General features: G+C 67.4%; 14 protein-coding genes. 7 read left to right on the top strand and 7 right to left on the bottom strand.

Features of this window, described 5'->3' with window-relative positions:
• Positions 1–39: 39 nt before the first annotated feature.
• The 5 genes from AC3FJ6_RS15580 to AC3FJ6_RS15560 all read left to right on the top strand — a co-directional run bounded on the left by AC3FJ6_RS15580 (position 40) and on the right by AC3FJ6_RS15560 (position 5,035).
• Positions 40–1,209 (top strand): CaiB/BaiF CoA transferase family protein, encoded by a 1,170-nt coding sequence (locus AC3FJ6_RS15580; protein ID WP_488772733.1) that lies wholly within the window; start codon positions 40–42, stop codon positions 1,207–1,209.
• Between the two features lie 39 nt (positions 1,210–1,248).
• Complete coding sequence (locus AC3FJ6_RS15575) at positions 1,249–1,716, top strand: MaoC family dehydratase (RefSeq protein WP_488772732.1); 468 nt, start codon at positions 1,249–1,251, stop codon at positions 1,714–1,716.
• Between the two features lie 115 nt (positions 1,717–1,831).
• On the top strand, positions 1,832–2,851 hold the full coding sequence (locus tag AC3FJ6_RS15570; protein WP_488772731.1) for a Bug family tripartite tricarboxylate transporter substrate binding protein: 1,020 nt from the start codon (positions 1,832–1,834) through the stop codon (positions 2,849–2,851).
• A 37-nt stretch (positions 2,852–2,888) separates the two neighbouring features.
• Positions 2,889–4,049: an acyl-CoA dehydrogenase family protein gene (locus tag AC3FJ6_RS15565; protein ID WP_488772730.1), complete on the top strand. Its 1,161-nt coding sequence runs from the start codon at positions 2,889–2,891 to the stop codon at positions 4,047–4,049.
• Positions 4,050–4,063: 14 nt separating this feature from the next.
• Positions 4,064–5,035, top strand: a complete 972-nt coding sequence (locus AC3FJ6_RS15560; RefSeq protein ID WP_488772729.1) for an acyl-CoA dehydrogenase family protein — start codon at positions 4,064–4,066, stop codon at positions 5,033–5,035.
• An 18-nt stretch (positions 5,036–5,053) separates the two neighbouring features.
• Here AC3FJ6_RS15560 and AC3FJ6_RS15555 read toward each other — a convergent pair whose 3' ends face one another.
• From AC3FJ6_RS15555 to AC3FJ6_RS15535, 5 genes are all read right to left on the bottom strand, one after another.
• A complete protein-coding gene (locus tag AC3FJ6_RS15555) occupies positions 5,054–6,049 on the bottom strand; it encodes a FecR domain-containing protein (protein WP_488772728.1) in 996 nt (331 codons plus the stop codon).
• Positions 6,046–6,555 (bottom strand): sigma-70 family RNA polymerase sigma factor, encoded by a 510-nt coding sequence (locus AC3FJ6_RS15550; RefSeq protein WP_488772727.1) that lies wholly within the window; start codon positions 6,553–6,555, stop codon positions 6,046–6,048. The genes AC3FJ6_RS15555 and AC3FJ6_RS15550 overlap by 4 nt, the downstream gene beginning before the upstream one ends.
• Before the next feature lie 168 nt (positions 6,556–6,723).
• The gene (locus tag AC3FJ6_RS15545; protein WP_488772726.1) at positions 6,724–7,383 is read right to left on the bottom strand and encodes an MliC family protein; all 660 of its coding nucleotides are present in this window, start codon (positions 7,381–7,383) and stop codon (positions 6,724–6,726) included.
• Between the two features lie 22 nt (positions 7,384–7,405).
• Positions 7,406–7,792: a cupin domain-containing protein gene (locus tag AC3FJ6_RS15540; protein ID WP_153949383.1), complete on the bottom strand. Its 387-nt coding sequence runs from the start codon at positions 7,790–7,792 to the stop codon at positions 7,406–7,408.
• A 104-nt stretch (positions 7,793–7,896) separates the two neighbouring features.
• Positions 7,897–8,739, bottom strand: coding sequence for a LysR family transcriptional regulator (locus tag AC3FJ6_RS15535; protein WP_488772725.1), 843 nt, complete (start codon positions 8,737–8,739; stop codon positions 7,897–7,899).
• Positions 8,740–8,879: 140 nt separating this feature from the next.
• Between AC3FJ6_RS15535 and AC3FJ6_RS15530 the strand changes: the two genes are divergently transcribed.
• Together AC3FJ6_RS15530 and AC3FJ6_RS15525 are read left to right on the top strand one after the other, a co-directional pair.
• Complete coding sequence (locus AC3FJ6_RS15530) at positions 8,880–10,091, top strand: CaiB/BaiF CoA transferase family protein (RefSeq protein WP_488772724.1); 1,212 nt, start codon at positions 8,880–8,882, stop codon at positions 10,089–10,091.
• Positions 10,092–10,125: 34 nt separating this feature from the next.
• Complete coding sequence (locus AC3FJ6_RS15525) at positions 10,126–11,124, top strand: tripartite tricarboxylate transporter substrate binding protein (protein ID WP_488772723.1); 999 nt, start codon at positions 10,126–10,128, stop codon at positions 11,122–11,124.
• Here the strand turns inward: AC3FJ6_RS15525 and AC3FJ6_RS15520 are convergent.
• Positions 11,111–11,614 carry a type II toxin-antitoxin system VapC family toxin gene (locus tag AC3FJ6_RS15520; RefSeq protein WP_488772722.1) on the bottom strand — a complete coding sequence of 168 codons (504 nt, stop codon included), beginning with the start codon at positions 11,612–11,614 and terminating at the stop codon, positions 11,111–11,113. The genes AC3FJ6_RS15525 and AC3FJ6_RS15520 overlap by 14 nt on opposite strands.
• A 15-nt stretch (positions 11,615–11,629) precedes the next feature.
• A complete protein-coding gene (locus tag AC3FJ6_RS15515) occupies positions 11,630–11,830 on the bottom strand; it encodes a hypothetical protein (RefSeq protein WP_488772721.1) in 201 nt (66 codons plus the stop codon).
• Positions 11,831–12,146 lie beyond the last annotated feature (316 nt).

Genomic DNA, 12,146 nt, shown 5'->3' with positions numbered 1-12,146 from the left:
CCCCCATCAGTTCCATAAAAGCCATAAGGAGACACCGCGATGCTGCCCTTGTCAGGTATCCGTGTCATCGACCTGTCGACAGTCGTGATGGGCCCCTACGCCAGCCAGTGGCTGGCCGACCTGGGCGCCGAAGTGATCAAGGTGGAAACGCCCGACGGCGATTCCACGCGCCGCACCGGCCCGGCCACCGAAGATGGCATGTCCGCCATTTTTTTGGGCGTGAACCGCAGCAAGAAGAGCGTGGTGCTGAACCTGAAGCAGCCGGCCGCGCAGGCGGCGCTGCACAAGCTGCTGGCCACGGCCGATGTGTTCCTGCACAGCATGCGCCCGCAGAAGCTGGGCAAGCTGGACCTGGACCCGGCCAGCGTCATGGCGCGCCATCCGCAACTGGTCTACGTGAGCCTGCTGGGATTTGCCGAGGATGGCCCCTATGGCGGCCGCCCGGCCTACGACGACATCATCCAGGGGCTGTGCGGCAATGCCGCGCTGATGGCCGCGCAGACCGGCACCGTGCGCTACTTCCCGACCATCTCGGCGGACAAGACCAGCGGCCTGGTGGCCGCGCTGTCGATTTCCGCCGCGCTGGCCGGCCGTGCGCGCAACGGCGGCAAGGGCGGGCTGGTCGAAGTGCCGATGTTCGAATCGATGGTGGCGTTCAACCTGGTCGAGCATCTGTACGGTCAGCATTTCGAGCCGCCGCGGGCCACGGCCGGCTATCCGCGCGTGCTGGCGCCGTTGCGCAGGCCTTACCAGACGGCCGACGGCTACGTCTGCATGATGCCGTACACCGACGCCCACTGGCGCGACTTCTTCCGGGCCGCCGGCCGCGACGACCTGGCTGCCGATGCACGCTTCACCGACATCGCGGCGCGCACGCGCCATATCGAGACGCTTTACGAAATGACCGGCGAACTGGTGCGCGAGCGCAGCACCGACGACTGGCTGGCGCTGTGCGAAACGCTGCAGATTCCGGTGGCCCGCGTGAATGACCTGGATGAGCTGGTGGATGACCCGCACCTGCGGGCCACGGGCTTCTTCGATCAGGTGCACGACCCGGCCATGGGCACGCTGCGCTTTCCGGGCGCGCCGGTGCGCTTCGACGGCGAGCGCGCGCATGCCGCCGTACCGCCGCGCCTGGGCGAGCACACGCGCGAGGTGCTGGGCAGCCTGGGCCTGAGCGACGCCGAGATTGCCGCGCTGGGCGATTGAGCCGCGAACACCCCCATCGACACACGACACGGAGACCACATGACCGCAGCACAGCCGCAACGCCTGGGACAGGGCTTCTACTGGCAGGACATCCGGGAAGGGCAGGTATTCGAAACCTTCCGCCGCACCGTGACCGAGACCGACCTGGTCAACTTCATCTCGGTCACCGGCATGCTGGAGGCCATTTTTATCGAGGAAGGCTACGAGGCCGGCGCGATCAAGGGCCGTCCCGTGCCGGCCGCGCTGACCTATGCGCTGATCGAGGGCTTCATCCTGCAGACGATGATCCAGGGCACGGGCCTGGCCATGCTGGAGCTGACCCAGAAGATCCACGGCCCGGTACTGGTGGGCGACACGATCCACGCGCGCATCACCGTGACCGGCGTGCGGCCGACGTCGAAGAGCGGCCGCGCCGTGGTGGATTCGTTGATCGAGGTGTTCAACCAGCGCCAGGCGCTGGTCATGACCTATACCGCGCGGCGGCTGCTGGCCGGACGCGAGGCCTGACACGGGCCGACGGCCCCACGGCGTGACGGCGTGACGCGCCGGTTGCGCCGGTCGCCCGCTGCTGCGCTTCCTGACGGGGCGGGGCAGGACACGGTTTTTACCGGAGGAGACAACCATGCCCATACAGAGCAGAATTGCCAGGCATTGCTTCAATATTTCCACGCGCCGCGCATGGCTGCTGGCACTGACGGGGTGCGCGCTGGCCGTCGCCGCGCTGCCTGGCGCGGTGCTGGCCGCCACCTATCCCGACCGGCCGATCCGGCTGGTGGTGCCGTTCCCGCCCGGCGGTCCCACCGACCTGGTGTCGCGCGTGATCGCCCGCAAGATGTCGGACGAACTGGGCCAGCAAGTGCTGGTCGACAACCGGCCGGGCGCCAACGGCAATATCGGCAACGAGATCGTCGCCAAGGCGCCCGCCGATGGCTACACGGTGCTGTACAACACGTCGTCGATTGCCCTGAGCCAGGCGCTGTACAAGAAGCTGCCTTACGACGTGAAGCGCGACCTGCTGCCCGTGGCGATGACGGCCAATGTGCCGTTGGTGCTGGAAGTCAACGCGCAGGTGCCGGCGAACACGGTGCCTGAATTCGTGGCGTGGCTCAAGTCGCATCCCGGCAAGATGACGTATGGATCGGCCGGAAACGGCAATGTCACGCATCTGGCCGCGTTCCTGTTCCTGCAGGCCAACGGACTGGACGCGGTGCATGCGCCGTACAAGGGCAGCGCGCCCGCACTGACCGATCTGGCCAGCGGCCAGGTGCAGTTCATGACCGATACGATCAATTCGTCGCTGCCGTTTATCCGCGACAAGCGCATGAAGGCGCTGGCCGTGACCAGCGCCGCGCGCAGTGCGCAGTTGCCGGATGTGCCCACGCTGGCGGAATCGGGCATGCAGGGGTTCGAGGTCGGTGCCTGGCAGGGCATGATGGTGCCGGCGAAAACGCCACCCGACATCGTGCGCAAGCTCAACGCCGCCGCGCTGAAGGCGCTGGGCTCGGCCGACGTGCGCGCCAGCCTGGCCGCGCAGGGCGCCGAAGCGCGCGGCTCCAGCCCCGATGCCTACGCGAAATACCTGACGCAGGAAATCGACCGCTGGCAGAAGGTGGTCAAGGACACCGGCGTCACGCTGGACTGACCGGCAGCCGGCGAATGGATCGGTAAAGGAGTCGACATTGCATCCGTTGTTTGGCACGTTCGCGCTGACCGCCTTGCCTGCCGGCGCCGCCGCGTTCCGGCAGGAAGTGAAGGCCTTCCTGCGGGATCACCTGCCCGCGCTGCCGCCCGATGTACGGGCACGCTCGTGGATGGGTTTCGATGCCGGCTTCAGCCGCGCGCTGGCCCGGCGCGGATGGGTCGGTATCACGCTGCCCGCGCAGTACGGCGGGGCCGGTCTCGACGCGTTCTCGCGCTTTGTGCTGGTGGAGGAACTGCTGGCCTGCGGCGCGCCGGTTTCGGCGCACTGGATTGCCGACCGTCAGAGCGGCCCGCTGATCCTGCGCTACGGCAGCGACGCACAACGGGCGTTCTACCTGCCGCGCATCTGCCGCGGCGAGGCGTTCTTCTGCATCGGCATGAGCGAGCCCAATTCGGGCTCCGACCTGGCCAGCGTGGCCACGCGTGCGGTGCCGCTGCCCGATGGCAGGTGGCGCCTGAACGGCCGCAAGATCTGGACGACCAATGCCGACCGCTGCCACTTCATGCTGGCGCTGGTGCGGACGTCGGGCGAGACCGGAGACCGGCGGCAGGGGTTGTCGCAGGTGATCGTCGACCTGTCGCTGCCGGGCGTGACCGTGCGGCCGATCCACGACCTGGCCGGCGACGCGCATTTCTCGGAAGTCAGCTTTGAAGACGTGCAGTTGCCCGCCGACGCGCTGGTCGGGCAGGAGGGCGCCGGCTGGGAGCAGGTCAACGCGGAACTGGCTTTCGAGCGCAGCGGGCCCGAACGGCTGTATTCGAGCGTGGTGCTGCTCGATGCATGGATGGCCGCCCTGCGTCGGCAGCCGGCGGTGCAGCGCGATCTGGTGACTGTCGGGCGGATCATGGGGCAACTGGCCACGCTGCGCGCCATGTCCCTGGCCGTGACCGCAAGGCTTGCAGCCGGCGAAAGCCCGCTGGTCGAGGCCGCGCTGGTCAAGGACCTGGGCACCGGGCTGGAACAGTCGATCGGCGCACTGGCCGAGGCGGCATTGGGCGCCGATGCCGACCTGGCCGCCGATGCCGACCTGTATCGCACGGCGGCCTATGTGAGCCAGATCTCGCCGACCTATTCGCTGCGGGGCGGCACGCGCGAGATCCTGCGCGGGATGATCGCGCGCGGCCTGGGACTACGCTGACACGGAGAGAGGGCATGGACGACATCTACGCCAATGCGCTGGAAACGGTGCTGCGCGATCACTGCACGCCAGCCGTGGTGCGGGCCATCGAGGCGGGTTCCGGGTCCGCGGCATCTGCGCTCTGGACGCAGCTCGATGCCACCGGCTTCGCGGACAGCCTGCTGCCCGACGCCGGCCTCGCGCTGCGCAACCTGTTGCCGATGCTGTGGGTCACCGGCCGGTACGCGACCCCGCTGCCGCTGGGCCAGACGATGTTTGCGCGCGCGCTGCTGCACGCGGCCGGCGTCGCGATACCGGACGGCCCCGTCGCACTGGCCAGTTTCGGCGTGCAAGCGCGGACCCTGATTGCCGATGGCGCCACGGCAAGCTGGTTCCTGGCGCAGCAGGCCGACCGCGCCTGGCTACTGCCGCGCGACGCCGCCGATGTGGCGCCGACCGGGGTGCACGGCGACCTCGCCGTCAGCATCGCCGGCGCGCCGGCGTCAGACTTTGCCTTGCCGTCGGGCACGCTGCGCACGATAGGCGCCGCACTGCATGCCGCGCAGATGGCCGGGGCCATCGCCCGTGTGTTCGATCTGACCCTGCAGTACGCCAACGACCGCGTGCAGTTTGGCCGGCCCGTGGGCAAGTTCCAGGCGATCCAGCACCAGATCAGCGTGATGGCCGAGCAGGTGGCGGCCACCCGCATGGCCGCGCAGATCGCATTTTCCGGCGATGGGGCGACCCCGCATCGCATGCACGCGGCCATCGCCAAGCTCGGGGCCAGCGAAGCCGTTGCGCCGGTCACGTCGATGGCGCACGCCGTGCACGGGGCCATCGGCGTGACCGCCGAATACGACCTGCAGCTTTACACGCGACGGCTGCACGCCTGGCGCGTGGCCGACGGGTCGGAACGATACTGGGCCCGCGAGATCGGCCAGGCGGTCTGCGAGGCGAACGGTGGTGCGGTGGACATCATCCGTGCCTGGAGCGGCGAGGCCGCGTAAGGGCGCGGGGAACGACGATCAGGCCGGCAGTACCGTGGTCCAGTAGCGCGTCATGAAATGGATACGCACGGGCAGCATGCCGCGCAGTGCGTCGAGGATACGGTCTGTGTCGGCAACGGGGAACGTGCCCGACACGCGCAAATCCGCGACGGCCGGATCGCAGCGCAGATGGCCCGGGCGGTAGCGGTCGACATCGGCCAGGAACGCATCGAGCCGCATGTCGGCCGCCACCAGCATGCCGTCGGTCCAGGCGGTGGCAGCGTCGGACAGCGGGGCGGGTGCCTCCACGCGCCGTGCCGTGAACTGCGCGGCCTGGCCGGCCATGACGATGCGTTCGGCGGCCCCGGTCTCGGCGGGGCTTACCGATACGGCGCCTTCGGTCACACCAATCCAGTCCGCATCGGTGAGATGCCGTACCGCGAAGCGCGTACCCAGCGGCCGCAGCGTGGCGGCTTGCGTGGCGACGACGAACGGGCGCGGCGTGGGCGCGGTATCGCGCGCAGTTTCGATCTCGATTTCGCCACGCTTCAGGACCACGCGGCGCTCGGTTGCCGAAAAGGCGATGTCGATGGCGGTATCGGTATTGAGCCGCAGGTGCGTGCCGTCGTCGAGCGTGAGCCGGCGCTGCTCGCCCACGGCGGTGGCGGCATCGGCCAGCCATCCCTGCAGCGGCGTGTGTTCGCGGGTCATCCACGCCACCCCGCCGCCCACGAACAACGTGGCGAGCGCGCGCACGGCCTGGCGGCGCCCGGCTGACCGGGGTGGCGTCAGCGCGGCGCTGGCCACGGTGCTGGCCAGCGGCGATGCCACGCCGCGCAGCCGCGCCAGCCGGGCATTGACGGCTTCGATATGCGCCCATGCGCGGGCGTGTTCCGGATGCTGATCGAGCCAGCGGCGCCACGCCGCACGGGTGGCGTCATCGGCGTCGCTGCCTTGCAGCGTGACCAGCCATTCCACAGCGGCATGCGCCACGTCGGACCTGACGGCAACGGTCGAGGCGGTTGCGCGGGTCATGACGCGGCCATCGCGAAATAGCACTGCGTGCCGGCGCGGACCAGATAGCGTTTGACGGTGGTGACGGAGATCCTCAGCGCAGCCGCGATGTCGGACTGGCTCAGGCCATCCAGTTGCGCCATCAGGAAGGCGCGCTGCACCGGCACGGGCAGGCCATCCAGCAGTTCGGCGATTTCCTGCAGCGTTTCGAGCAGGATGGCGCGTTCCTCGACCGAGGGCACCAGCGACGGCGCCTGGTGCGCCAGTGCTTCCAGATACGCTTGTTCGAGCTTGTCGCGGCGCCACTGATTGGCCATCACGCGTTGTGCGACGGTGGTCAAAAAGGCGCGCGGCTCAAGGATGGAAGGCGATTCCTCGCGGGCCAGCAGGCGCATGAACGTGTCCTGCGCCAGGTCCGCCGAACGGTGCCAGCAGCCCACCTTGCGGTGCAGCCAACCCAGCAGCCAGCGGTGGTGGTTGCTGTATAGCGCGTGAATGTCCTGATGTGGACCGGCGTCGGCGGCCATTGTCCTTTCCTTGTTGCCGCGGCGGGCCTGCTGAGGTACGAATACCGTGGAAATGAGAATCGTTATTATATGGAGGCATGCGGCAGCGGGCAAATGGAACTTCGGGGGCACGTGGAGAACGTCGTGCCGGTGCCACGCTTGGGGCGTGGGGCCGTCCTCAGTGGGCGGTCAGTGGGCGGTCATTTCCACGCGGCAGTCCATTTCGGGTTTGCCGGGCAGGACCAGCCGGGCATTCGGGCCTTTGTCCCAGAACTGGGCCTCGCCGTCCTTGAGCGTGGCGGCATAGCGCGCGCCAGAGGCGGCGGGGGCTTGCTGGAGCACGATTTGCTGATCGAGCCATCGCAGATAGGCGTAGCCGGGGTCGGTCTGCACGAAGGTGCCGGCGATCACCGCCTCCACGCCGGGGCAACGGATATTGAACGGGCCCCGGCTGATGCCGCGGTCGTCCTGGGTGCGGGCGCCTGCGTAGCCGTGGCGCAGGTCGAAAATGCGCTGCAGGTAGGTGGTGGCGGTGCAGGCGTGCACGTCGTCGGCCTTCCAGCAGTCGTTGCGGCCCTTGATCCAGCCCCGTTGCTCGGCGATCAGCGATTTCTTCTGCGCGGTCGGCAGCGACCGGGCATCGAGCGCCAGGCCGTAGAGCCGGGTAGTTTCGCGATCCAGCCGCGCCAGGGCGGCGTCCTTGCACACCAGCTGTTCGATCTGGCCCTCTGCCTTCTTGCAGTCGAAGCTCGGCGTGGCCGCGGTCTGTGCGGCGTGTGCCGGGCTGGCGAGAACCAGAATGGCCAGGAGCAGGGTCGGGACGTTCGGCAGGGCGCGGTGGCTGGGCATGGCAGGAACTCCTGCGGGCCGCTCAGCCCGCGTTGCGATCGATCACGACGAAATGCTTGCGCACCGGTTCGATGACTTCGAAGACGCCTTCAAAGCCCGCGGGGATCACGCAGGCATCGCCCGGGCCGAACTCCCGTGCGCTACCAGTATGGCTGGTGATGCGCAGCCGGCCACTGATCACGCAGAAGAATTCTTCCTTGCCGGCCGGAAAGGCGATGCGCCACGCGCCCGGCTGGCACGCCCAGATGCCACAGTCGAAATCGCCCTGCTCGGCGCTGTAGTGCGTCCAGGTGGTGCGATCCGGATTGCCGGCCACCAGGCGGTCGGGACGTGGATTGTCATGGGCAGGCGCCGGTTCGGCACGGAAATCGACCAGGGAGACGGGCGCGGGGGACGTGGGATGCGACATGGATGGCAACCCGGCGAGAGCCGGGCCAGGCAGGGTGTAAAGCCGTAAGTGTAGCCGCCGGTGGCAGGCCTGCCCGGGCGCCGGCCGGGCTCGGCGGGCATCGGTCAGCGGCCGGCCGCCTTGTCGCGCAGGAAGGCAACCAGCGTCGTGACGGCACGCGTCTGGTAGCGGGCCGGCATGTACAACAGGTACATGGTCGTGCGCAGGAACGCCAGATCCTGGGGCGGCAGCGGCAATTGCAGCAAGGTGCCGGCGGCCAGGTCCCCATCGACCATGTAGTGGGGCACCAACCCCACGCCCAGCCCTTTCAGGATGGCGTCGCGAAGGAAGAAAAAGTTTGCCGACATCAGTCGGGGGCGGATATTGGGCACCCCGCCCGCCGCGCCCGCCCGGCCCGCCGCATGCAGTTTCTGGCCGGTCAGTTCCGACGTGATCAGCGGCAGGTCCCGAAACTGGTCGAGCGTGCGCGGCATGCCGTATTGGCGCACGAGCTGTGGGGTGGCGCAGGCGACATATTCGACATCGCCCAGGCTGTGCGCCACCGCATTGGTTGGCGCTTCTGCCATGACGCGGATGGAGAAGTCCACCGCCCCCTTGAACATCGTCATGAATTCGATGAACCACGCCGACATGGTGTGCTGGCCGAACCCGCTCGGCACGCTGAGCCGCACCGTGCCGCTCAGACGCTTGCCCAGGCTCTGCACCGATTCCTGGGCGGCCATCAGTTCCTGGCGGATGGCGCGGCCATGTTCGTAGAGTTGCCATCCCAGTTCGGTGGGTTCGAGCTGCCGGGTGCTCCGCCTGAGGAGTTCGGCACCCAGCTGCCGCTCGAAATGATTGAGCCGCTTGCTCACATTGGCGCGGCTCATGCCAAGCTGGCTCGCGGCGCGGCTCAGGTTTCCGGCGTCGATGATATCGACCAGCAATGCGAGCGCGTTCAGGTCCATTGTCAACCTTGAGTATGCAGATATGTTGAAAACCGGTTGCAATTGTCAAGGATTAGGAACATATGGACAATGCTTCCTCGTAAAGACAACCGGACCTCCCTGTCAGGAACCGATCCGGGACGCGGGGAGACGCATCAAAAATGAATCAGGAAAACATGGCATCGCTGCCGCTGGCCGGCGTGCGGGTGCTGGACCTGTCACGTGTGCTGGCAGGGCCGATGTGCGCGATGGCGCTGGCCGACCTCGGTGCGGACGTCATCAAGGTGGAACATCCCGCCCGGGGTGACGACACCCGCGACTGGGGCGTGCGCATCGGCACGCGCAATACCTCCTACTTCAATAGCGCCAACCGCAACAAGCGTTCGGTGACGCTGGACCTGCAAAGCGAAGCGGGCCTGGTGCTGGCGCAGCAACTCGCCGCGCAGTGCGACGTGGTGATCCAGAACTTCAAGGTGGGCGGCGCCGAGAAACTCGGCCTCGGCTACGAACAGCTCAGCGAGATCAATCCGCGCCTGGTCTACTGCTCGATTTCCGGCTATGCGCGGTTCACCCCGGAAGCCGAACGCCCGGGCTACGACCTGGTGGTGCAGGGCGAGTCCGGCGTGATGGCGACCAACGGCGAGGCCGGCCAAGGCCCGCTGAAGTTCGGCGTGGCGGCCGTGGACATGTTCACGGGCATGTATTCCGCCCAGGCCATCCTGGCGGCGCTTTTCGCGCGCCACACCACCGGCCGCGGCCGCCACGTGCAAATGGCGCTCTACGACTGCGGCGTGATGATCACGTCCTATTACGGCATGGAGGCCTTGCTCAAGGCCGGCGATCCGCCCAAGTTCGGCAATGCGCATCCGTCCATCGTGCCCTATGGCGTGTTCGAAGCGGCCGACGGCCCGCTGGTCATCACGGTCGGCAACAACGGACAGTTCCAGCGATTCTGCCGCGAGGTCATCGGCTGCCCGGAATGGGCGGACGATGAACGGTTTGCCACCAACACCGCCCGCTCCGCGCATCGTGACGTGCTGCTTGCGCAGGTCCGCGAACGGCTCCGACGCTTCACGCGTGCCGATCTGCTGCAGCGCCTGACGGCTGCCCAAATCCCGTGCGGCGAGGTGCTGGGCATGCTTGACGCCCTGCAATCCGAACGTACCGCGCAGGCGGGCCTGCTGCATCGCTTCGAAGACAGCGAGGCCGGCACGCAGGCCGTGTTGGCGCCGCCGTATGCGCTCGATGGCCAGCGTCTGCCGGTGCGCATGCCGCCTCCCCACATGGGCCAGCACACGCACGAGGTGTTCAAGGAATTGCTGAAGCTCGACGACGACGCCATCGCGGATCTGCAATCCCGCGGCGTGATCTGACACCCCGAATTTTCGATCGACAGGAGACAAGACAATGACCAAGCTGCTACTGAGCCGCCGCCAGGTACTGAAGGCGGGTGCCGCCGCGTCGATGGCCGCGGTGATGCCCTCGGTGCTGGCCAAGACCGGCTGGCCCGACAAGTTCATCAAGATGGTGGTGGCATTCCCCGCTGGCGGCCCCACCGATACCGCCGCGCGCATCGTGGCGCAGAAGCTGTCGGAACGGCTCGGGCAGCAGGTCATCATCGAAAACAAGCCCGGTGCCTCGGGGTCGATCGGCACGGCGAGTTTCATCCGCAGCCCGGCCGATGGCTACAACCTGTCGATGTTCGGCATGCCGGCCCTGCTGGCGCCGCTGATGTACAAGACCAACGCCTACGACGTCAAGAAGGACTTCCTGTCCGTGGCCACGGTCTATGTGCTGCCGATGGCCATCGTCATCAACCCGGCCGTGGTGCCGCATGTCGAGACGCTGGCGGACCTGATCCGCTTTGCCAAGGCCAGCAAGACCCCGTTGAGCTATACCAGTTCGGGCACCGGCAGCTTTGGTCACCTGGCCATGGTACAGCTCAAGGACCTGGGCGGCTTCGACGTGCTGCACGTGCCCTACCGTGGCAGCGCCCCGGCCGTGGCCGACCTGCTGGGCGGCCAGGTGGGCATCATGTTTGCCGACGTGGTCGCCGCGTTGCCCCATATCCGCGCCGGCAAGCTCAAGACCATCGCGCTGAGCTCACCCAACGCCCGGGTGCTGCTGCCAGGCGTGAAGACCGTCTCGGAGCAGGGCTTCCCGGGCTTTGATTTCGATTCCTGGGGCGGCCTGATCGCGCCGTTGGACACCCCGCAGCCTATCGTCGATCGCATCGCCAGCGAAACGCGCGACATCCTCGGCAAGGACACGGAATTGCAGCAGAAGCTGGTCAGCGCTGGCGCCATCGCGTCGTTCCAGGACGGCAGGCAGATGCAGGCGCGGCTCAACAAGGACTACGACCGCTGGAGCGCCATCGTCAAGGCAAAGGGCATCAGTGCAAGCTGAGGCGGGTCGCCGCCGGCAGTCGTCCGGCACGTGAATGCGGCAAGCGGGCTGGCATGCGTGGCCCTGGCGGCCCTCTGCCGAAAGGATCGATCAGCCGTACGCCGGTCTGGGCGAAGTCCCGCACATTGCGCGTGACGACGGCCAGCCCGTGAATCATGGCGGTGGCCGCGATCATCTTGTCCAGCGGGTTCTCCGGATGGGGCACCCGCAGGTGGCCCCATAGCTCGACCACGCGGCCGTCCACGCCAAGGATGTTGTGTGCGTAGCGACGTTGGACCGCCAGCAGCCATTCATCGAGCGCCTGGCATTGCTGCCGGTCGCCCCGGAAGCGTTTCAGTTCCACGCCCCGCCGCAGTTCTCCCATGGTCACCACCGACACGAACAGGGCGTGGCCATCGGCCTCGGCATCGTCAAAGAAGGCCCGCACGCCGGGATCGGCCCGGCGCCCCTTGCGGCTTTCGCTGATGACATCGGTATCGATCAGGTACATGTGCCGGCCCTCCCGTCAGTGAATCCGTGCGAAGTCCTGGTCGTCGTACGCGTCGCCAGGCGGAATCGTCTTGAGGAACGCCGCGAACGTCGGCTTGCGGGCGGATCTGGCGCGGCTCGTACGCGATGTGCCGCCGCCGCGTGACGGATCGCCCGCGTCGGGGCCGGCCGTGCCTTCATCGAGACCACCGGCATTGGATTTGTCGTGCTGTTTCATGCTGGACCTCCGTCATGAGTGAATGAACGAGGCGCCATCTTGCATGCGGAAAGGCCCGAAATTTGTGTCCGGATGTGACGGGTGATCGACTGTTGATCCAGCGCAATGTGGTGCCTGGCGCGGGCTCGGAGGCCAAGTCGGCGCCCCAAAAGAAAATACCCCGACGCGCGGGATCGTCGGGGTAGTAAGAGTTGCCAAGTCGTTTGGAGTCGTGTCGAAATGACCCCGCATCAGTGTGACGTTCCCGGCCAGCTACGCCAATAACTCACATGAGTTATTGGCGTATGCGGAACAATCCCTGGGAAACGCCCTATTG

The organism is Cupriavidus sp. 94F1 (genome assembly GCF_057798875.1).
Note: the sequence above shows the minus strand (reverse complement) of the source record. Positions and strands in the feature narration are given on the sequence as shown.